Source organism: Pseudomonas sp. GL_090, from assembly GCF_057837765.1.
Genome location: NZ_CM174452.1, coordinates 2739633 through 2759933 on the forward strand (window position 1 = coordinate 2739633; position 20301 = coordinate 2759933).

General features: G+C 62.0%; 16 protein-coding genes. 5 read left to right on the top strand and 11 right to left on the bottom strand.

What is annotated here, in order from left to right; genetic code table 11:
* Nucleotides 1-2: 2 nt before the first annotated feature.
* Complete coding sequence (locus AC3ITA_RS12260) at nucleotides 3-1418, top strand: Y-family DNA polymerase (RefSeq protein WP_489280440.1); 1416 nt, start codon at nucleotides 3-5, stop codon at nucleotides 1416-1418.
* The gene (locus AC3ITA_RS12265) at nucleotides 1394-4492 is read left to right on the top strand and encodes an error-prone DNA polymerase (RefSeq protein ID WP_489280442.1); all 3099 of its coding nucleotides are present in this window, start codon (nucleotides 1394-1396) and stop codon (nucleotides 4490-4492) included. The genes AC3ITA_RS12260 and AC3ITA_RS12265 overlap by 25 nt, the downstream gene beginning before the upstream one ends.
* 1 nt (nucleotide 4493) lies before the next feature.
* Here AC3ITA_RS12265 and AC3ITA_RS12270 read toward each other — a convergent pair whose 3' ends face one another.
* The 8 genes from AC3ITA_RS12270 to AC3ITA_RS12305 all read right to left on the bottom strand — a co-directional run bounded on the left by AC3ITA_RS12270 (nucleotide 4494) and on the right by AC3ITA_RS12305 (nucleotide 13177).
* Nucleotides 4494-5480: an alpha/beta fold hydrolase gene (locus tag AC3ITA_RS12270; RefSeq protein ID WP_489280443.1), complete on the bottom strand. Its 987-nt coding sequence runs from the start codon at nucleotides 5478-5480 to the stop codon at nucleotides 4494-4496.
* Nucleotides 5481-5824: 344 nt separating this feature from the next.
* Nucleotides 5825-6487 (bottom strand): flavin reductase family protein, encoded by a 663-nt coding sequence (locus AC3ITA_RS12275; RefSeq protein WP_489280444.1) that lies wholly within the window; start codon nucleotides 6485-6487, stop codon nucleotides 5825-5827.
* A 12-nt stretch (nucleotides 6488-6499) separates the two neighbouring features.
* Nucleotides 6500-7987 (bottom strand): amidohydrolase family protein, encoded by a 1488-nt coding sequence (locus tag AC3ITA_RS12280; RefSeq protein WP_489280446.1) that lies wholly within the window; start codon nucleotides 7985-7987, stop codon nucleotides 6500-6502.
* Nucleotides 7984-9180, bottom strand: coding sequence for an amidohydrolase family protein (locus tag AC3ITA_RS12285; protein ID WP_489280447.1), 1197 nt, complete (start codon nucleotides 9178-9180; stop codon nucleotides 7984-7986). The genes AC3ITA_RS12280 and AC3ITA_RS12285 overlap by 4 nt, the downstream gene beginning before the upstream one ends.
* A 140-nt stretch (nucleotides 9181-9320) precedes the next feature.
* Entirely contained in the window at nucleotides 9321-10373 is a 1053-nt protein-coding gene (locus tag AC3ITA_RS12290; protein WP_150673378.1) for an extracellular solute-binding protein, read from the bottom strand.
* A 14-nt stretch (nucleotides 10374-10387) separates the two neighbouring features.
* Nucleotides 10388-11176 (bottom strand): ABC transporter permease, encoded by a 789-nt coding sequence (locus AC3ITA_RS12295; protein ID WP_008050662.1) that lies wholly within the window; start codon nucleotides 11174-11176, stop codon nucleotides 10388-10390.
* Nucleotides 11173-12090, bottom strand: a complete 918-nt coding sequence (locus tag AC3ITA_RS12300; RefSeq protein WP_095941868.1) for an ABC transporter permease — start codon at nucleotides 12088-12090, stop codon at nucleotides 11173-11175. Before AC3ITA_RS12300 ends, AC3ITA_RS12295 begins: the two co-directional genes overlap by 4 nt.
* Before the next feature lies 1 nt (nucleotide 12091).
* Nucleotides 12092-13177 carry an ABC transporter ATP-binding protein gene (locus AC3ITA_RS12305; protein ID WP_095941869.1) on the bottom strand — a complete coding sequence of 362 codons (1086 nt, stop codon included), beginning with the start codon at nucleotides 13175-13177 and terminating at the stop codon, nucleotides 12092-12094.
* A gap of 140 nt (nucleotides 13178-13317) precedes the next feature.
* Between AC3ITA_RS12305 and AC3ITA_RS12310 the strand changes: the two genes are divergently transcribed.
* From AC3ITA_RS12310 to AC3ITA_RS12320, 3 genes are all read left to right on the top strand, one after another.
* On the top strand, nucleotides 13318-14007 hold the full coding sequence (locus AC3ITA_RS12310) for a GntR family transcriptional regulator (RefSeq protein ID WP_007973313.1): 690 nt from the start codon (nucleotides 13318-13320) through the stop codon (nucleotides 14005-14007).
* Between the two features lie 213 nt (nucleotides 14008-14220).
* Nucleotides 14221-16332, top strand: coding sequence for a hybrid sensor histidine kinase/response regulator (locus tag AC3ITA_RS12315; protein ID WP_489280448.1), 2112 nt, complete (start codon nucleotides 14221-14223; stop codon nucleotides 16330-16332).
* 164 nt (nucleotides 16333-16496) lie between these two features.
* Complete coding sequence (locus AC3ITA_RS12320) at nucleotides 16497-16730, top strand: DUF465 domain-containing protein (RefSeq protein WP_095941871.1); 234 nt, start codon at nucleotides 16497-16499, stop codon at nucleotides 16728-16730.
* A gap of 271 nt (nucleotides 16731-17001) precedes the next feature.
* On the opposite strand, the gene AC3ITA_RS12325 is transcribed toward AC3ITA_RS12320, so the two are convergent.
* The 3 genes from AC3ITA_RS12325 to AC3ITA_RS12335 all read right to left on the bottom strand — a co-directional run bounded on the left by AC3ITA_RS12325 (nucleotide 17002) and on the right by AC3ITA_RS12335 (nucleotide 20193).
* Complete coding sequence (locus AC3ITA_RS12325; RefSeq protein ID WP_489280450.1) at nucleotides 17002-18081, bottom strand: SMP-30/gluconolactonase/LRE family protein; 1080 nt, start codon at nucleotides 18079-18081, stop codon at nucleotides 17002-17004.
* Complete coding sequence (locus AC3ITA_RS12330) at nucleotides 18078-19223, bottom strand: sterol desaturase/SRPBCC family protein (RefSeq protein WP_489280452.1); 1146 nt, start codon at nucleotides 19221-19223, stop codon at nucleotides 18078-18080. Before AC3ITA_RS12330 ends, AC3ITA_RS12325 begins: the two co-directional genes overlap by 4 nt.
* 106 nt (nucleotides 19224-19329) lie before the next feature.
* A complete protein-coding gene (locus AC3ITA_RS12335) occupies nucleotides 19330-20193 on the bottom strand; it encodes a LysR family transcriptional regulator (RefSeq protein ID WP_151213699.1) in 864 nt (287 codons plus the stop codon).
* Nucleotides 20194-20301 lie beyond the last annotated feature (108 nt).

Here is a 20301-nt window from a genome sequence, read left to right on the forward strand (position 1 = left end):
CCATGCGCTGGGTTTGCATTGTTTTCCCGCAATTGGCGCTGGACGCGGTACTGCGTCAGCGCGCCGATCCCGATGAACCCCTGGCGTTGCTGACCGGCCCGGCCCAGCGCCGGGTGCTGCAGGCCGTCAACGGTGCGGCGCGGGCGCTGGGTTTGCGTCCCGGCCAGTCCATGAGCGCGGCACAGGCCTTGAGCAAAGGCTTTGTCACGGCCGAATACGACGCCGCCGAAATCGAACACTGGCAGCAGTTTCTCGCCGCCTGGGCCTATCGATTCAGTTCCCAGGTCAGCGTGCATTACCCCCGGGCCCTGGTGTTCGAGATCGAATCCAGCCTCGGCCTGTTCGGCGCCTGGCCGCAATTCGAAGCGCTTTTGCGCCGTGAACTCGGCGAACTGGGATTTCGGCACCGCATCGTGGCCGCGCCCAACCCGGTGGCGGCACGGGTGCTGGCCAACGCCTATGACGGTCTGGTGGTCCCGGACGATCAGGCCTTGCAGCATCACCTGGGGCAAATGCCCGTCGACCGGATCGGCCTCGAAGCCTCGGTCGCCACGGCCTTGTCGCGCATGGGCCTGCGCACCTTGAGCCAGGTGCAGGCGCTGCCCCGGCATAGCCTGGCCCGGCGTTTCGAGGCCCAGGTGCTCAAGCATCTGGATGCCCTGTTCGGTTTGCGGCGGCTGGCGCTGGCGTTTTACCTGCCGCCGGACCGCTTCGATGTGCGTATCGAACTCAATTTCGATGTGCAGTCCCATCAAGCCTTGCTGTTCCCGTTACGCCGGTTGACCGGCGACCTGTCGGCGTTCCTCTGCGGTCGCGACAGCGGCGTACAGCGTTTCGACCTGCATCTGGAACACGCCGGGTTGCCGGATACGCTCATCAAGGTCGGCCTGCTCAGCGCCGAGCGCGATCCGGCGATGCTCTTCGAACTGGCCCGGGGGCGGCTGGAGCAAGTCCAGGTCGAGGCGCCGGTGCGCGGCTTTCGTCTGCGCGCCGAGGATTTGCCGAGCTTCGTGCCTCAGCATCAGGAACTGTTCGACGAACGCCCGCAGCAGTCCTTGCCCTGGGAGCAACTGCGCGAACGCCTGCGTGCGCGGCTGGGGGATGACGCGGTGCATGGCCTGCGCTTCCAGGCCGATCACCGCCCCGAGTGTGCGTGGCAGGCCTGTGCCGACAGCCAGCCCTGCGCGGTGCCAGCGGCGATGAAACGGCCGGGCTGGTTGCTGACTGAGCCGCTGGCCGTGCATCAGGGCTCGGCGCGCATCCTCATGGGGCCGGAGCGTATCGAGTCCGGCTGGTGGGACGGCGACGACGTACGCCGTGACTATTACCTGATCGAAACCCGTGCCGGCCAACAGGGCTGGGCCTACCGGGCGGTCGGTGAGGACGGCCCGCTGTGGTTGCAGGGCTGGTTCGCATGAGCAGCGACTATGCCGAACTGCACTGCCTGTCGAACTTCAGCTTCCAGCGCGGTGCCTCCAGTGCCCTCGAGCTGTTCCAGCGCGCGAAAAAGCAGGGTTATCAAGCGCTGGCGATCACTGACGAATGCACCCTGGCGGGCATCGTTCGCGCCTGGCAGGCGGCGAAGTCCGTGGAGTTGCCGCTGATCATCGGCAGTGAAATACGCATCGAGAACGGTCCGAAACTGGTGCTGCTGGTGGAGAGCCTCGAGGGGTATCAGGTGCTGTGTCGATTGATCACCCGCGCCCGGCGCCGCATGCAGAAAGGCCAGTACCAGGTGCTGCGTGAGGACTTCAGTGAACCCTTGCCGGGGCTGTTGGCGTTGTGGGTGCCGGACGCTGTCGATGCCTTTGAACAGGGCCACTGGCTCAAGCAGGTCTTCGCCGAGCGCCTGTGGCTGGCGGTGCAGTTGCACCGCGGCCAGGACGATGCCCGGTGCCTGAACGATTTGCTGAGCCTGGCCAGGGAGTTGCGCATTGCGGCCGTGGCCAGTGGCGATGTGCACATGCACGCGCGCGGCCGGCGCGCCTTGCAGGACACCATGACCGCGATCCGTCATCACCTGCCGGTGGCCGATGCCGGGTTGCGCCTGCATCCCAACGGCGAACGCCATCTGCGCAGCCTCGACGTGTTGCAGGCGCTTTACCCACCGGCCTTGCTGGCGGAAACACTGAATATCGCCCGGCGTTGCACCTTTGATCTTGGCCAGTTGCGTTATCAGTACCCCCGCGAACTGGTGCCGCAAGGGCACTCGGCTACCTCATGGCTGCGTCATTTGACCGAAGAAGGCATCGCGTGGCGTTGGCCAAAAGGGCCGAAAAGCGAAGTGCTGGAGCAGATCGACAAGGAGCTGCAACTGATCGCGGAGCTGGGCTATGAAAGCTATTTCCTGACGGTCCACGACATCGTCCGCTTTGCCCGTCAGCAACAGATTCTTTGTCAGGGGCGTGGTTCTGCCGCCAACTCGGCGGTGTGTTTTGCCCTGGGCATCACCGAAATCGATCCGGATCGCACCACGCTGTTGTTCGAGCGCTTTCTGTCCAAAGAGCGCAACGAGCCGCCGGACATCGATGTTGATTTCGAACATGAACGCCGCGAGGAAGTCTTGCAGTACGTGTTCCAGCGCTATGGTCGGGCCCGCGCCGCGCTGACGGCGGTAGTCAGCACTTACCATGCGGCCGGTGCGGTGCGCGATGTGGCCAAGGCCTTGGGCTTGCCGCCGGACCAGATCAACGCCCTGGCCGATTGCTGCGGTCACTGGAGCGATGAGACACCACCCGTGGAGCGTCTGCGCGAGGGCGGGTTCGACCCCGAGAGCCCGACGCTGCACCGGGTGCTCCGCCTGACAGGGCAACTGATCGGCTTCCCCCGGCATTTGTCCCAGCACCCCGGCGGTTTCGTGATTTCCGAGCAGCCGCTGGACAGTCTGGTGCCGGTGGAAAATGCCGCCATGGCCGAGCGCACCATTATCCAGTGGGACAAGGATGACCTCGATGCGGTCGGTTTGCTCAAGGTCGATATCCTGGCGCTGGGCATGCTCAGTGCGATTCGCCGATGTTTCGATCTGCTGCGCCAGCATCGGGGCCTGGACCTGAGCCTGGCGACCATCCCGTCCGAAGACGCGGCTACCTACGAAATGATCGGTCGGGCCGACACCATCGGCGTGTTCCAGATCGAGTCCCGGGCGCAGATGTCGATGCTGCCCAGGCTCAGGCCGAAGACGTTTTACGATCTGGTGATCGAGGTCGCCATCGTTCGGCCGGGGCCGATCCAGGGCGGCATGGTGCACCCGTACCTGCGGCGACGGAACAAGGAAGAACCGGAGGCCTATCCATCGCCGGAACTGGAAGTGGTGCTCAAGCGCACCCTTGGCGTGCCGCTGTTTCAGGAACAGGTCATGCAGATCGCCATCGTCGCCGCCGACTACAGCCCCGGCGAGGCCGACCAGCTACGTCGCTCCATGGCCGCGTGGAAACGCCACGGCGGGCTAGAACCGCACAAGGATCGACTGGCCGCCGGCATGAAGAAAAACGGCTACACGCCGGAATTCGCCGCGCAGATTTTCGAGCAGATCAAGGGCTTTGGCAGCTACGGTTTCCCCGAGTCCCACGCGGCCAGTTTCGCCTTGCTGACCTACGCCAGTTGCTGGTTGAAATGCCACGAGCCGGCGGCCTTCGCCTGTGCGCTGATCAACAGTTGGCCCATGGGGTTCTACAGCCCGGACCAGATTCTGCAGGACGTTCGCCGGCATCATTTGCAGGTTCGCCCGGTGGACGTGCGCGCCAGTGACTGGGATTGCAGCCTGGAGCCGATCGCCGGTGCGCAACCGGCGATTCGCTTGGGGCTACGCATGATCAAGGGCTTTCGCGAGGACGATGCCCGACGCATCGAGGCGGCACGCTCCAAAGGCGCGTTTGCCGACATCGCCGACCTCGGCGAGCGGGCGCGACTCGATGCCCGCGCCCAGGAGCAACTGGCCGATGCCGGTGCGTTGCGCGGCCTGGCCGGTGATCGGCATCGGGCGCGCTGGGAAGTGGCCGGGGTACAAAAACAGTTGGGTCTGTTCGCCGGCCTGCCGAGCCAGGAGGAGGGCGCGGTGTCGTTGCCAAAGCCCACCGTGGGCGAGGACCTGCAAGCCGATTACGCCAGTGTCGGCACCACCCTCGGACCGCATCCGTTGGCCCTGTTGCGCGGTGAGTTGAAGGCGCGGCGCTGCCGCAGTTCGAAGGAGTTGCTGGAAGTCGAGCACGGTCGGCCGGTCAGCGTCGCCGGGCTGGTCACCGGCCGACAACGCCCGGCCACCGCCAGCGGCGTGACCTTCGTCACCCTGGAAGACGAGTTCGGCAACGTCAACGTGGTGGTGTGGCGCGACCTGGCCGAGCGCCAGCGCCAGGTGTTGGTCGGCTCGCAGTTGCTCAAGGTCGATGGGCGTTGGGAGAAGGAGGGCGAGGTCCGGCATCTGATTGCCGGGCGGTTGAGTGACCTGAGCCCGTTGCTCGATGGCATCACTGTGCGGAGCCGGGACTTTCATTGAGTCACAGGGCCTCAGGCAACTGGGCACCGGCAGCAAAGTCAGTGAGTAACCGTCCCGTGGCCACAGGGCGTTCGATCATGGGCAAGTGGTTGCAACCTTCCAGGGTGACAACCTGTCCGATCCGGTCATCGGGCAGACCGTTTTGCAGTGTCTCCAGGGCGGAGATATCGATCACCTTATCCTCGCGGCAGCCGATGCCAAGTACCGGCATGGTGAGCTGTGCCAGCCGATGGTCCAGCGCGAGCCATTGGGACGGTGGACGGATCTCTGCCAGGGTGGACTCGATAAAGCTGCGTTGGCGGCGATTGTTCGCAATCGTATTTCCCACGTCCTGGTCGGACATCAGGGGAGGATTGAGATAGACAAGTCGGGCAGTGCGTTCTACGCCGGCACGGTCATCGTAGATAAACGGGTTGCCACCAGTATTCAATGACCGGACGAAATCGTTTTCGACAAAGCTCAACCCCAACGGGTTGACCAGCGCAAGGCGTGCAATACGCTCCGGCCTTTGGGCGGCAAGCACGCCGGCAATGGCGCCCCCCATGGAGTGGCCGACCAGATTGATTTCACGCAGATCGAGCGCAAGCAGAAAATCATTGAGCCGTGCGGCTTGTGCATCAATGTCATAACTTTCTCCTGCAAGGCGCGTCGAATCCCCCCAGCCGGGAAGGTCGGGAATGATCACGTGAAAACGTGCGCCGAGGTCCTGGCCGACGTTGCGCCAGACATCCTTGTTTGAAGAAAAGCCATGTACAAGCACCAGGACAGGACCGTTCATCTCACCCTCGTAATAAGACCAGATACTGTCGCCTGCCTGGATTGACCTGGTCTGCAGGGAGGACTTTGCTGTCGGGTTGATATCCGAGGGGGTTGAGTGTGCGGTGCCTGAAAACGGGAGTGTTGCAAGGGTGAGTATCGCAGTGAACAGAAGGATGTGCCTTCTGCTTCGAATCGTATGGAAAAGGGAAAATCGCTGACGGATATCCATGTCATTAACGTCCTGATTGCGTTGATCGGTTTTTTGTCTTGCCAAGGAATGGATCGATGAGCTGTGCTGCAAGAAAGGTTGATTTGATGTTGAAGATGGCGCGGCAACAATACTGGCAACCGGGAAATGTACGACCTCAGGTTTCAGATTAAGTAATGGAGATGTCGGCTCGCAGTTGCTCAAGGTCGATGGGCGTTGGGAGAAGGAGGGTGAGGTGCATTCCCCCTGTAGGAGCGAGCCTGCTCGCGATGGTGGATAACGATAACGCGGGCTTTCAGAATGAACGCGGCGCTCTCAAGTCCATCGCGAGCAGGCTCGCTCCTACAGGGTTGTGTCATTGCGTGCTACTTGGCCAGCGGCCAAAACCGCTCCCCACCCCCCGGCGCATCGGTCCAGGCCTGCAATGACCGTGTCGGCAAATCGAAGTAGTCCCGGGTGCGCGCATAGCCATGCCCGCCCATGCGTCCGATGGCATCCAGCCCCAACTGGTCGATGTACAGGGTTTTCGGGTCGATCAGTTCGTCCCGCACATGGGCCATCAGCACTTCACCAAAGATGATCTCCCGGGATTGGCCGATGGACAGGGCCATCATCCGCCGGCACTCCAGTGCCACCGGGGCTTCGCCGATGCGCGGGGATTTGACCGTGGTGCCGGGGATGGCGGTGAGGCCGGCGGCGGTCAGTTCGTCGAAACCGGGGGCGAAGGGCACGGCGCAGACGTTCATGGCTTCCACCAGGGCATCGCTGACGATGTTCACGGTGAATTCCTGGTTGAGCTGAATGTTGCGGGTGGTGTCCTTGGGGCTTTGGTCGCCGTAGTTTTCCACGCCCAGGGCGAGGATGGGCGGATCGGCCGACAGCGCATTGAAGAAGCTGAACGGCGCCGCGTTGATCCGACCTTCGCCGTCGACGGTGGTGACCAGTGCAATAGGGCGGGGCACCACACTGCCGATCAGAATCTTGTATTTGTCCCGTGGGCTCAGTTGGCTGAAGTCGAAGCTTTGCATAGGCAGAAGTCTCTAAAGGAGAGGGTCAATGACGCACAGTGGCGCCTGTGCGCTGTAGTCGTCGGCGAACGGAATGGCTGGCTGGAACAGGCTTTTCCAGTCCGGTTGGCCAAAGGCCCGGTCGCTGTGGCTGCGCATCAGTTTCTCGAATTGGCGTTGGGCCTGGCGTTGCAGGGCGGGGTAGTCGACGCCTTCGACCTGGCCGTCCCGCATCACGCAGCGGCCGTCGATGTAGCTGGCGATGCAGTCGTCACCGCGGCCGGCCAGTACCAGATTCTTCAGCGGATCGAATAGCGGCCCCAGGTGCATCCCGCGCAGGTTGAATACGGTGATGTCGGCCTTGCACCCCGGTGCCAGCCGGCCGAGATCGTCGCGGCCCAATGCCTTGGCACCGCCGAGGGTCGCGGCGTTGTACAGGTCCAGGGTGCTGGTCAGGTCGTTACCGCCCTCCATCAGTCGAGCGATGTTCAAACCCTGGCGCATGTTGTCCAGCAAGTCCGCCGGCCAGGTGTCGGTACCCAGGGCGAAGTTGATGCCTTTGGCCCGATAGCGGCCAAACGAATTCAGCGCCTCGCCGTCCCGGGCAAACACCACCGGGCAATGCACCAGGCTCGCGCCACCTTCGATCACGCGTTGCAGGTCATCATCGCCTCGGGTGTAGATGCCGTGGGGAAGCAGGCTGCGCGGGTTCAAAAGCCCAAGCTGCTGCAACCAGCCCAGTGGCGAAGTACCGCGAAGTTGCTCGACCATCGTCACTTCACCGAGGCCCTGACAGCAGTGCAAGCGTATCGGCGCGTTCAGTTCCCGGTTCAGTGCGGCGGTGCGTTGCAGCAACGCCGGGGTGCAGGTCTGGATGCGATCGGGCAGCAGCGCGCCGCGAATCAGGTCGTTGTGCGCGCCGTCGAAATCCCGGAAAAACCGTTCGGCGGCATCGAGCCCGGCCATGCCCCGGGCTTCGTCCCAGTGGTGCGCCAGGGTTCCATCGGCCTGCCAGTAGCTCATGCCGCTCATGTAGCAGGGGCCGAGGTAAGTGCGCAGCCCCAGTTCGACCGCCACGCCTGCCACCGCCGCAAATTCGTCGTAGGTCTCGGCCCACTCGCGGTAATACATCGAAGTGATCGGCATGGCCGTGGTGATGCCGTTGCGGATCAGTTGCGTGAAGGCGTAGCGGTATTTGAAGACTTCTTCTTCGGGGCTGTAGCTTTCCCGCGATCCATGCGCCAGATACTGCGCCGACCACATCCGGCCCATGTTGCGCTCGTCGCCGTTGTCCAGGGTCAGCACCGTGGAGTCGAGATCGCCGAGGGCATCCAGATCGATGAAGCCGGGGCCGATCAGCGCATTACCGTAATCAACCCACTGATCCACCGGCCCCGCATAATTGCGCCCGACAAACTCGATGCGAGCGCCCTGGAACACCACTTCGCCGTCGCGCCACAGTACATGCTGCGTGCCGTCGAAGCCGACCACGCAACTGGCCCGCAAGCCGATGCGCTTCACAGACGGCTTTCCAGCAAACGGCCACCCGCAGCAATCAACTGACCCGCACGATAGACCTGACGCAGCGGTCGTGAAACCACCGCCTCACCCAGTGTCTGTACCGGCATCAACAGGAAGTCCGCCGGCTGGCCGATCTCCAGGCGATTAGCTTGGCAACCCAGCGCCTGGGCACCGTTGACGGTCGCCGCTTCGAACGCTGCCGCCAGCTCTTCGTCCTTGCTCAAATCGAAACGGAACGCCAGCAGCATCGCCCGTTCCAGCATGTCGCCGTTGCCCATGGGCGACCAGGCATCACGAATGCCGTCGGAACCCAGGCACACATTCACGCCGGTTTCGCGCAGGGCCAGGAACGGAGGCACCGCACAATCGGCCGGTGCCGAGCTCATCAACGAAATACCCAACGCCGCAAGGCGCTCCGCCACCGGTTTGACCTGGCTCCACGGCAACATCCCCAGGCAATACGCGTGGCTGATCATTACCCGGTTTTGGCGGCCGAAGCGCTCGGTGTAGTCGGCGATCAGGGCAATCTGCCACAGGCCCAGCTCACCCTTGTCATGCAGGTGAATGTCGACGCCCCGGTCGAACTCGTTGGCCAGTTTGAAGACGAAATCGAGTTGAGCGACAGGATCGTTGTCAATGCCGCACGGGTCCAGTCCGCCGACGTTCTCCACACCGTGGGCCATGGCTTCGCGCATCAGTTCGGCGGTGCCGGGGCGGCTGATCAAGCCAGTCTGCGGGAACACCACCAGTTGCAGGTCGATCAGGTCGCGGTAGTTTTCACGCAGTTGTTGCATCGCCTCGACATGCCGCAGGCCGAATTCCGGGTCGATGTCGACGTGGCAACGCATGGTCAGTGAGCCCCGGGCGATGCAGTTTTCCAGCAGGGCGCCGGCCCGTTGCGCGATGGGCGCGGTGACTTCACGCAGGATGCGCCGCTCGTTGGCGATGTAGTCCTTGAGGGTCGGGCCGGCGCTGTTCGGGCGCCAGGGTTGGCCCCAGAGGGTTTTGTCCAGGTGCACGTGGCTTTCCACCAGGGTGGGGGTGAGCAACTGGTTCTGGCCGTCGATGTCGGTGGCGAGCAGCTCGGTGGTCGAGGCTGGGCGGCGTTGGCTGAAGCGGCCGTTTTCGATCAGCAGGTCTTCGGCAGGGGCGCCGTAGGGGCACACGTTGCGTAGCCAGCGGGGGTGAGTCATGTAGAACCTCAAATTCTGTGTTGTTCGGGAGGGCCTCTTCGCGAGCAGGCTCGCTCCTACAGGGATTTTGTGAACGCCGAAGATCCACTGTAGGAGCGAGCCTGCTCGCGATGGCCGCGACTCGGTTTCAAGTCAGGCAATCAGCCCTTGAGCTTGGCCCAGATCCGGTCCTGCAGCTCCCGCGCCTTGTTGCTGCATTCCTTTTCCGGGCGCAGGCGCGAGGCGAATTCGTCGGGCATGTTGATGGCGTCCATCACTCGCCATTTGGTGTCGATCAGCTTGTCGCTCTGAATGCCGTTGTCGTAGGCGATGGCGTTGGACACGGCGGCGGCGTTTTCCGGTTTCATCATCCAGTCGATGAAGATCTTCGCGTTGCCGGGGTGCGGCGCGCTTTTCGGCACGGCGAAGTTGTCCTGGAACATCGCCAGGCCTTCCTTCGGATACACGTACTTGATGGTGCTCTTCTGCAGGGTGGCCCGCGCTGTAGAACCGTTCCAGTTCTGCATCATGATCACTTCACCGGAGGCCATGCGGTCGACGGTGTTGTCCGAGCTGTACATCTTCAGGAAGGGTTTCTGTTTTTGCAGCAGTTCGAGGATGCGCTTGGCGTCCTGGGGGTTTTCGCTGCATTCGTCGACATTCAGGTAGTGACTGGCGGCATTGATCACGCTGCTGGAGGTGTCGAGGGCGGCGAGTTGGCCTTGCAGTTCCTTGCGCGGTTCGAAGAACTCTTTCCACGAGTCATCCAGCTTGCCGCCAGGCACCCGCGCGCTGTCATAGGAGAACCCGGTGGTGCCCCACAGGTACGGTGCCGAAAATTTGCGGCCGGGGTCGAAGCTCGGGTCGCGGAACGCCGGTTTGACGTACTGGAAGTTGGGCAGGGCCGAGGCGTCGATTTCCAGCAGCAGGTCCTGGTTGATCAGGGTGCGCATGATCGATTGCGACGGAACGATCACGTCATAGGCCGCGCCACCGGCCTGCAACTTGGCCAGCAGGGTTTCGTTGCTGTCGTAGCCGTCCATGGTGACCTTGATGCCGGTCTCCTTTTCGAACTTGGCCAGCAGCTCGACCGGGTAGTAGTCAGTCCAGTTGTAGAAGAACAGTTCCTTGGGCTCGGCGGCCTGTGCACTGAAGGTGGTGAAGCAACTCAGGGCCAGACCGGCTACAGCGAAACACATGCTTTTTGTTTTCATGCTTTGCTCCAGGATCATTGGTTTTTGCCGCGCTGTCCCAGCCAGAAGGCCAGCACCACCAGCACGATGGAAATCACCAGCATCAGGGTCGATATCGCATTGATCTCCGGCGTCACGCCGGCCTTGATCGCCGAGAAGATGTACACCGGCAGAGTGGTCGAACCCGGTCCGGCGACGAAGAAAGTCATGATGAAATCGTCGAGGCTGACCACGAACGCCAGCACCGAACCGGACAGCACCGCCGGCCACAGCAGCGGCAAGGTCACCCGGCGAAACACTTGCCAGGGATTGGCGTACAGGTCGTTCGCCGCCTCCAGCAGGCTCTTGTCCAGGTCGTTGAGCCGCGCACGGATCGGCAGGTAGGCGAAGGGAATGCAGAAGCCGATGTGCGCGACGATCACCGTCAGCAGACCGAGCTTGATCCCCAACGCCATGAACAGCAGCAGGGTGGCCACAGCGGTGACAATCTCCGGCAGGATCAGCGGCAGATTGATCCCGCCCTCGACCATTTTCTGTCCGTAGAACGGCCGGTAGGTCGCCAAGGCCGCGAGCAATGCAATCGCCGTGGCGCATACCGTGGCGATGCTGGCGACGATGATCGAGTTGAGCGCCGCGGTCTGGATCGACGGGTTGGCCAGAATTCGCCCGTACCAGTCGAACGAGAACTCGGTCCACACTGTTGCCGAGCGGTTGGCGTTGAAGCTGTAGGCGATCAGCACGAATATCGGCAGGTACAGATAGGCCAGCATCAACAGGCTGACTTCACGGGTCAGGGGCAGTTTCTTCAGGTGCAGGGCGATCATGCTTGGGCTCCTGGGCGCTGGGGCTTGGCGGCATTGCGGCTATAGAGGGCGTAAAGCACCAGGGACAGCAACATGATCCCCAGCAACAGGAACGACAGTGAACTGCCCAGCGGCCAGTTGCGCGCGGTGCCGAACTGCTGCTGGATCAGGTTGCCGATCATCAGGGTCTTGCCGCCGCCGAGGATCGCCGGGGTAATGAAGGCACCCAGACTCGGCACGAACACCAGCAACGCACCGGCGATCACCCCCGGCATCGACAGCGGCAGGATGATCCGCCGTAGCGCGTGCCAGCGGTTGGCACCGAGGTCGTAGGCGGCTTCCACCAGACGCCAGTCGAGTTTTTCCAGGGTCGAATAGATCGGCAGGATCATGAACGGCAGGAAGCTGTAGACCAGGCCGACGCTGACCGCGAAGTCGTTGTAGAGCAGGGTGATGCCACCGGCCTGGGGGAGCAGCGCGTTGAGGCTCTGGGCGACCCAGCCGTGCTCACGCAGGATGATCAGCCAGGCGTAGTTGCGGATCAGCAGGTTGGTCCAGAACGGGATGGTGATCAGCAACACCATCAGGTTGCGCCGACGGGGTGTCAGGCTCGACATCCACAGCGCCACCGGGAAGCCGAACAGGAAACACAGGACCGTGGTGCCACCGGCCTGGAACACCGAACGCAGCAACGCCTGGGCGTAGACCCAGTTCAGTTCCAGTTCGCCATCGAAACCTTCCTGGAAAAACAGTTGCACGTAGCTTTGCAATTGCCAGTCGGCCTGCCAGTCGACGCCGCCATAGACGTTGCGCGGCAACAGGCTGATGTAGCCCATGATGCCCAGCGGGATGGCGATCAGGGCCAGCAGGGTCAGAACCACCGGGCTGAGCAACAGCGCGCGGTTGAGGGCTGGGGAAGTGCTGCTGACGCTCATCTCAGGCCTCCATCAACAGGCAGGCGTGGGGCGGCAGGTTGACCGCGACGCGATCGCCCACCACCCGCCCGTGGTTCAGGCCTTCGTTGTTCTCGCGCAGCATGACCTTGATGTCGTTGTTCAGGCGGCATTGATAGAGCGTGGCCGTGCCGACATACAGCACGGCTTCGATCACACCGCGCAGGTGATGGGGCTGTGTCGGCTCGACCAGTTGCGAACGCTCGGGGCGGAACGCCAGTTGCACCTTGCTGCCGTCAAAGCCCTGGGCCGGGCAGGGGATTTCCACGGGCATGCCGTTGGGCACGAAAAGCTTTTCATTCTGCTGGCCGCGCTTGAGGTGACCGGGGAGGAAGTTGATGTCGCCGATGAATTGCGCAACGAACCGGTGCTGCGGGCGCTCGTAGATTTCATTGGGCGTGCCGATTTGCAGGATCTTGCCGGCGGACATCACGGCAATGCGATCGGACAGGGTCAGGGCTTCTTCCTGATCGTGGGTGACGAAAATGAAGGTGATCCCGGCTTCTTTCTGCACGCGCTTGAGTTCGACCTGCATTTCCTTGCGCAACTTGAGGTCCAGGGCCGACAACGGTTCATCCAGCAACAGCACTTTGGGTTTCGGCGCCAGGGCCCGGGCCAGAGCCACCCGTTGCTGTTGGCCGCCGGACAGTTCGGCCGGTTTGCGCCTGGCCAGGTGCTGCATTTGCACCAGCGCCAGCATCTCATCGACGCGCTGCGGGATCAGTTTGCGATCAAGGCCCTGCATCTCGAGGCCGAAGGCGATATTCTGCGCAACACTCATGTGTGGAAACAGCGCGTAACTCTGGAACACCGTGTTGACCCGACGCTTGAACGGCGGCAAATCGTTGACCGGTTCGCCCGCAAGAAGGATCTCACCGTCGCTGACATGCTCGAAGCCGGCGATGGTGCGCAACAGGGTGGTTTTGCCGCAGCCGGAGGGGCCGAGCAGGGTGAAGAATTCGTTGTCGGCAATGTCCACCGAGACGTTATCGAGGGCTGGCGCCAGTCCTGGATCGTCGGAATATCGCTTTGAGACGTTTCGCACTTCGATTGCTGTTGGATGACCCATTATGGTGCATTCCTCTAATTATTGTATGCAAAATCTGGATGCAATTTAGAAATACCCGGATTAATCTGCCCGTGCAAGCCCCTTTTTCAATGGCTGTTCATTCGCCAGGGGCGGTTGCGCAGGGCGCGAGGAGTTGATGAATGACGGAAAAGAAACTGGAAACCACGGTCGACCGCGTCTACCAAGGGGTTTACGAGGCGATCAGCAAGCGTTCGTTGCGTCCGGGCATGAAGCTCGGCGAAGCCTCTTTGGCCGAACTGTTCAATGTCAGCCGCACGTCTGTCCGGGCCGCGCTCAAGCAATTGGAGGCCGACGGACTGGTCACCACCGAGCCCAATAAAGGTGCATCGGTGTCGCTGCCCAGTGACGAAGAGATCCGTTCGCTATTCGAAACCCGTCGCCTGGTCGAGATCGGTATCGTCAGCGAACTGTGCCGTCGTCGCGATACGGCGGTGACCCAGGACCTGCGCGATCACTTGCTGCTCGAAGATGAAGCGCATCAGAGCGGTGATCACGAACGGCTGATTCACCTGCTCGGCGAGTTCCACATCAAACTGGCCCGCAGCCTGAACAATCCGGTGTTGCTCGACTGGTTCCAGAAGCTGATTTCCCGGGCTTCGCTGTATGCCGCTGCGCTGGATGACGACAGCCACGAAGCCTGCCGCGACGACGAACACCTGCGGCTGATCGAGTACATCGAAGCGGGCAACCAGAGCGCGGCCATCGAGCTGACCTGCATGCATTTGAACGGGATCGAGAAGGCCATTCTGGATGTCGCTGCCACGCTGAAAAGCAGTTACAACCCGCTCAAGCATTTGATTGAGGTCTGACCCCTCTGAACACCAAACTGTAGGAGCGAGCCTGCTCGCGATAACGACGGTACAGTCGACTTGGATGTCGTTCGACGCACCGCTATCGCGAGCAGGCTCGCTCCTACAAGGATTCTGCAAAGGCCCGCGAGAATCAGCTATACCTCTATGAAACGAATAGCGCGCAGGATGCTCGAAACAAACGGGTGCAACTTACCGGGATAGAGCCAAGCCATGCAGTTTCTAGAGGATAGCCACGGATGCTCCGGGTGGAACGGCGAAATGGCCGGGCGCATTCGTGCGTTCGACTGGAGCCTGACCGAACTTGGCCCGCTCGATTCCTGGTCCAGGAGCCTGAGCAGCGCGGTGCAGTTGATGCTCGCGTCTCCGCTGCCCATGGTGATGCTCTGGGGCCAGCCCGGGTACATGATCTATAACGACGCTTATTCGAAGTTTGCCGGTGGGCGTCATCCATATCTGCTCGGCTCCTCTGTAGAACTGGGTTGGCCGGAAGTCGCCGAATTCAATCGCCACGTGGTCGACACCTGCCTGGCGGGCGGCACCTTGTCCTATCGCAACAAAGAACTGGAGCTGCTGCGTGACGGGGTTCCGGAAGATGTCTGGATGGATCTCTATTACAGCCCGGTGGCCGACGATGACGGACGTCCGGCCGGGGTCATGTCCATGGTGGTGGAAACCACGGAGCGGGTGATCTCCGAGCAACGGCGACAAGTGGCTGAAGATGCCTATCGTGCCGACAACGAACGGGTACGCCTGGCGCTGAACGCTGGCGCCTTGCTCGGTTCCTTTGTCTGGGACATCAAGGCCAACGTGCTGTCGGGTGACGAGCGCTACGCCCGCACATTCTCTTATCCGCCCGGGCAAGACCTGCAAAACCTGTCTCGGGAAATCGCAGAAAGCCGGATCCATCCGGATGACCGCAGTTGGGTTCAGGAACGCGTCACACTGTCGGTCGAGACGGGCGAGCCTTACAACGTCGAATACCGGATCCAGCGCCCCGACGGCAGCTACCTCTGGGTACTCGCCAGTGGTTGTTGCGAGTTCAATGAGCAGGGCGAGGCGTTTCGTTTCCCCGGCGTGCTGATCGATATTCACGAACGCAAGAACGCCGAAGAGTCCCTGCTCAAGTTCACCCGCAACCTGGAACAGCGGGTGGCCGATGAGGTCGAGGCGCGGCTGGCGGCGGAAGAACAACTGCGCCAGGCACAGAAGCTGGAAGCCATCGGCAGCCTCACCGGCGGTGTGGCCCATGACTTCAACAACCTGTTGCAAGTGATCGCCGGCAACCTGCACTTGCTGGCGCGCCATGAGCGGGATAACACCAATGTGCAGCGCCGGGTCTCGGCGTCGATCGCCGCCGTCGAGCGCGGTGCCAAGCTGTCTTCGCAGTTGCTTGCATTCGCCCGACGCCAACCGTTGTCGCCCGCGGTCTTCACGTTGCGGCAGATTTTCGATGGCCTGGCGGAGCTGTTGCTGCGTGCCCTGGGTGAAACCCTTCAGGTTCACATGACGGCACCCGAAGACGCCTGGAATGTGTTTGTCGATCGCAATCAACTGGAAAACGCCATTCTCAATCTGGCGATCAATGCCCGTGACGCCCTTCAAGGCGAGGGCAGGATTGACCTGTGCGCGGAAAACATTGTCCTCGACCACAAATTCTGCGCTGCAAAGGGCATTCCCCCCGGGGACTATGTGCGGGTGTCCGTGACGGATACCGGGGTCGGCATGCCGCCGCAGGTGCTGGCCCAGGCATTCGAGCCGTTCTTCACCACCAAGGCTGACGGGCAGGGCACCGGCTTGGGCCTGAGCATGGTGTTTGGCTTCGTCAAGCAGAGTGGCGGTCATATCGAAATCGCCAGCGACGTGGGGCAGGGAACCCGGGTGCAGTTGTACTTCCCTCGCACCTTGCGCGCTGCGCCCAGCGAAACACCGAACCCTGATGTGCCGCAACGGGGTGGTCACGAACGCATCCTGGTGGTCGAGGACAATGAGGCCGTACGGGGGGCGGCGGTGGAGTTGTTGCGCGAAGAGGGCTATCAAGTCCTCACGGCCACCAACGGTGACGTGGCCATGCAAATGTTGCTGGAAGGGCTGGCGGTGGACCTGATATTCACCGATGTGGTCATGCCCGGCCTGATCAAGAGTTCGGACCTTGCGGCCTGGGCGAAAGTGCAGGACCCACCGGTGGCCGTGCTGTTCACCTCGGGGCATACCCGCGACATCATCTCGCGCAATCACCAGCTCAGCCCTGACACCCACTTGCTGAGCAAACCCTACAATCCCGAAGCACTCAGGCAAATGGTGCGCATGGTGCTCAACGGCTGAAACCGCTGGCGCAGGCAAAGGTTTTTATCGCCTGGGGACCGGACGACGAACGGACGCCGCTGGTCTGACAGGTGGTCGACAGAACGGCCAAACCGAGGCCATTCTGATAGTTGGTGAACGCAATTGATCGCGTTTCGCTGCCGATCAACTAACGGAGGTGTTCCATGCCGGTGCCCCATGACCTTTATCAGGATCTGAAACGCTCAAAGGAAGAAATCCAGCAGAAACGCACCAAGGATCCGTTACTGGATTCACTGCTTAACAAGTATTCCCAGGCGGATGCCGAAGTGGTGAAAGCAGAGGAGGCCAAGTCCAACGATGACACCGTAAGGAAGCTCAAGGAGACACGTTTGCTGGTCAAGGACAAGATCGTCAAGCAACTTGGCTCGTCGTCCTGACCCAGCGTGCCTGTCACCGACGGCCGGTGGCTGAACAGTTGAAATGGCACAAAAAAACGGCACCTCGAATACCCGGAGACCGATGTCACGGCTCTCAACGAGGTGCCTCATGACCGGCCCGAATATCCCGAAACTGAACGCTGTCCCTGTAGGAGCGAGCCTGCTCGCGATGGCGGGCCGACAGGCAATGCATGTGTTGACTGGCCCGGCGCCATCGCGAGCAGGCTCGCTCCTACAGTGGTTCTGCGGTGAATTCAGATAAGGGTGCTGCTCATTGCAATGCCTTGCTTAACGGCAACCGTGCCATGTTCTGCGCTTTCAGCGAACCGAAGTACAACCAGTCCCCATACTCGCGCACCGTGGTGATCGGAGAGTAATTGTCGCTGCTGCCGTCCTGCAGGTTGGCGATCACTTTGCCGTCAAGGTCCAGGCCCAGGGCTAATCCGCGCTTTTCCACGGGCTTGGGCAAGACCGTCAAGGCCCGCACGATCATCTTGCGCACGAACGGATGCGACGCCGTGGCGTCGAGCAAGGCATTTCGGGGGGCATACAGGGCCACCCAGAAGCGGTCGCGGCCATTGAACGACAGGTTATCCGGCAGCCCCGGCAGGTTATCGATGAACAGGTCGTGGGTGCCGGCCTTCGGACCGCTGAGCCAATAACGGCTGATGCGGTAGGCACCGGTTTCATTGACCAGTACATAGGCATCGTCCGGTCCCAGGGCCACGCCGTTGGCAAACTCCAGCTTATCCAGCACAACCGACGTCTTGCCGGTCTGGAAGTCGTAGCGCAGCAGGCGACCATCGCCACCGTGTTCGATCACGGCCTCACCGTCGTGGCCATAGCCGAAGCGGCTCGAAGCATCGCTGAAATAAGCGTAGTGACCGGGTTTGTCGATGACCACATCGTCGGTAAAACCGAAGGGAACGCCGCCGGCCTCTGTGGTCAAGGCCACCAGACGCCCCTGGGCATCGAGGGACAACAAGCCTTTGACGGCATCGGCGATCACCAGCAGACCATTGGGATGCCGGGCCAGGCCCAGTGGCCGGCCACCGGTAACGGCCAGAACTTTGGTGGTCTTGCCGTCCAGGCTCGTGCGGATCAGGCGACCGTCGTGCAGGCCGGTGATGAGCGTGTCGTTTTCGAGCAACAAGGCTTCCGGCCCGTCGATGTTGGCGGCACCCACGCGTTCCACGTCCTTGAGCCGCTGATTGTCGGCGTAGATTCCGCTGGTCAGGGACGGTGCAGGTTGTGGCGTCCAGGCGACCGGTCGCACCTTGGTTGGCATCAGCAGCAGGAAGGCGCCGACGGCGACGACGGCCAGCAACAGACATTTGGAAGTTCTGCTCACGCGCCGCCCCCCGTCACCGCCAGATACTTCTGCGCCATGTCGCGCAACGCCAGCATCGACGCAGCCGATTCCCGATCGATGCGCCGCTTGAGCAACAAGCGGTTGGCAAGCCGCATCGCCAGGCCGCTGAATTGATACTCAAGGGTGCGGACAAAGCGTGTGGCCTCGCCCGTGGCCTCGCATTCATAGGTCACCACCAGCGACAGGCCGTGGTCACCCCGGGCATCGGCGCTCCAGCGCCGCCCGGGCAGGTACTCCGCCACCTCCCAGCGCAAGTGCCCGTCGCGCCCGCCGGCACGAATGTCTTCCTCGAAACGTGCACCGGCATGCAACGGACCTTTTGGCCCATCGATGTGCAGCGAAGACGGATGCCATTGCGGCCAAAGGCTCACGGTACTGGCGTAGGCCAGTACGTTTACCGGGTTTCCGGCAATGACAATCTGATGCTGCATGCGGGTCATGGGGGGGCTCGTCGGGTTGAGCGGCTCGGGTTCCGGCTCCCAGTAGAGGGTGCCGAACAGGTAATCCATCAGCGGGAACACGATGTTGAAATTACGCTCCTGCATCAGTTCGCGACGGTGATGCAGCTCGTGCAGCCGGCGCATCTGGCGGATCCACGGCAGCCGTGTGAGCGGGTTGCGCGACGGCAGGTGCTCGCAGGCATGAAACACTTCGTAAGTCAGGTAACCGAGGACAAGAAGGCCGCCGACCAACCCGGCGACGTTGCTATTGATGTGCTTGAGCAGCCACCAGAGGGGCAGGGCGACGGCGAGGGTGTGCAGCACGATCAGCCAGGCCGGAAACAGGATCACCCGCCAGTCGCGGGCGCTGTCGTAGGTCATGTGGCCGGGGGTGAAAAAGCTGTGGTGGTCGACTGCGTGACGGGCATAAAACAGCCGGGCGAAGCTCTTTTTATGATGCCCCAGGTGGCGATGCACCGTGTACACGCCGAGGTTGAACAACAGCAGCGTGACCGGCACTGCCAGCCATTCCGCTGGCCGCACCTGATGTACGTTGCTCCAGAAGACGCTCATCGCCACTGCCCCGAACATCAGGACAAACGCGCCGTGCAGCCAGGGGTTGTAGAGCGGATGAATGTCGGCGCGGTAACGACTGCGGAATCCTTCGGTGGTCTGCCTCACTGCAATCACCTGTCGTTTTTGTTATTTCTCTCAGATTAGCCGATCCCGGTGATTTGACGGACCGAACCTTGAGGACACAACGGCCATGATCCGGTGCAAACCGGTCTCAGGTCAGCGGATCCCAGCGCTGCGACCAGTCTTCGTCGGAGTCGATGACCTTGCGCAGCAGGTCGAAGGCGTGTTGCAGCGTCGGCGAGTCACGATCGCGCGAGTAGACCAGATAGGTCGGGTAGTTGAATTCCGGTGCCTTGGGCACCCGTTCCAGGGCGCCGCTTTGCAGATAACTCTGCACGACGCGGGTGCGAAAGTAGCCACTGCCGCCGTTTTCGAGAAGGTACTGCAAGCCCAGCGGACCGAGATTGAAGCTCAGCGCAGCCTTGGCTTTTTCCGGCAGCGCGGCATCGTGCTGGCGCCGGAAATCAGCGCCCCAATCGATGTACACATAAGGATCGGGCTTGTCGGCCTGGCGCACGAGAATCAGCTTTTCTTCGAGAATCTGCTCGACCTGCAGACGCGGCCAGTACTCGGGCTGATACACCAGCGCGGCATCCAGAACGCCCAGCTCCAGTTGCCGCAGCAGGTTTTCGCCGTCGCGGATTTCCATGCGCAGGGCGTGGCTGGGGATGTTCTTGCGGATTTCTCCGGCCCAGCCGAGCATCAGCGGGTTGCACAGACTCACCTCGCCACCGATGTGCAGCACATCGCGATAACCCTCGGGCAACGGCAAATCACGCCGCGCGGCTTCCCAGGTTTGCACCAGCTGATTGGCGTACACCACGAACGCTTCGCCGTTGGGCGTCAGACGGGCGCCGGCACGGTTGCGCACGAACAGGGTGCCGCCCAGTTGGCTCTCGAGTTTTTGCACCCGTGCGGTGATCGCTGTCTGGGTGACGTGGAGTTTTTCCGCGGCGGCAGCCAGGCTGCCATGGCGGACGATTTCGAGGAAGGTGCGGGCGAGGTCGATGTCCATGGGGTGGCCGGTGTGGGGAGTGCGGATATTGTATGAGCACCACCGAACCTGTGGCGAGGGGGCAAAAACGACGAATCCCGCCACTAAGGGCGGGATTCGTTTACAGCA

Excerpts from the sequence above, each read along its gene's own strand:
- AC3ITA_RS12260 (WP_489280440.1), top strand. The coding sequence starts at position 3 with ATGCGCTGGGTTTGCATTGTTTTCCCGCAATTGGCGCTGGACGCGGTA.
- AC3ITA_RS12270 (WP_489280443.1), bottom strand. The coding sequence starts at position 5,480 with ATGGATATCCGTCAGCGATTTTCCCTTTTCCATACGATTCGAAGCAGA.
- AC3ITA_RS12275 (WP_489280444.1), bottom strand. The coding sequence starts at position 6,487 with ATGCAAAGCTTCGACTTCAGCCAACTGAGCCCACGGGACAAATACAAG.
- AC3ITA_RS12285 (WP_489280447.1), bottom strand. The coding sequence starts at position 9,180 with ATGACTCACCCCCGCTGGCTACGCAACGTGTGCCCCTACGGCGCCCCT.
- AC3ITA_RS12290 (WP_150673378.1), bottom strand. The coding sequence starts at position 10,373 with ATGAAAACAAAAAGCATGTGTTTCGCTGTAGCCGGTCTGGCCCTGAGT.
- AC3ITA_RS12295 (WP_008050662.1), bottom strand. The coding sequence starts at position 11,176 with ATGATCGCCCTGCACCTGAAGAAACTGCCCCTGACCCGTGAAGTCAGC.
- AC3ITA_RS12300 (WP_095941868.1), bottom strand. The coding sequence starts at position 12,090 with ATGAGCGTCAGCAGCACTTCCCCAGCCCTCAACCGCGCGCTGTTGCTC.
- AC3ITA_RS12305 (WP_095941869.1), bottom strand. The coding sequence starts at position 13,177 with ATGGGTCATCCAACAGCAATCGAAGTGCGAAACGTCTCAAAGCGATAT.
- AC3ITA_RS12310 (WP_007973313.1), top strand. The coding sequence starts at position 13,318 with ATGACGGAAAAGAAACTGGAAACCACGGTCGACCGCGTCTACCAAGGG.
- AC3ITA_RS12315 (WP_489280448.1), top strand. The coding sequence starts at position 14,221 with ATGCAGTTTCTAGAGGATAGCCACGGATGCTCCGGGTGGAACGGCGAA.
- AC3ITA_RS12320 (WP_095941871.1), top strand. The coding sequence starts at position 16,497 with ATGCCGGTGCCCCATGACCTTTATCAGGATCTGAAACGCTCAAAGGAA.
- AC3ITA_RS12335 (WP_151213699.1), bottom strand. The coding sequence starts at position 20,193 with ATGGACATCGACCTCGCCCGCACCTTCCTCGAAATCGTCCGCCATGGC.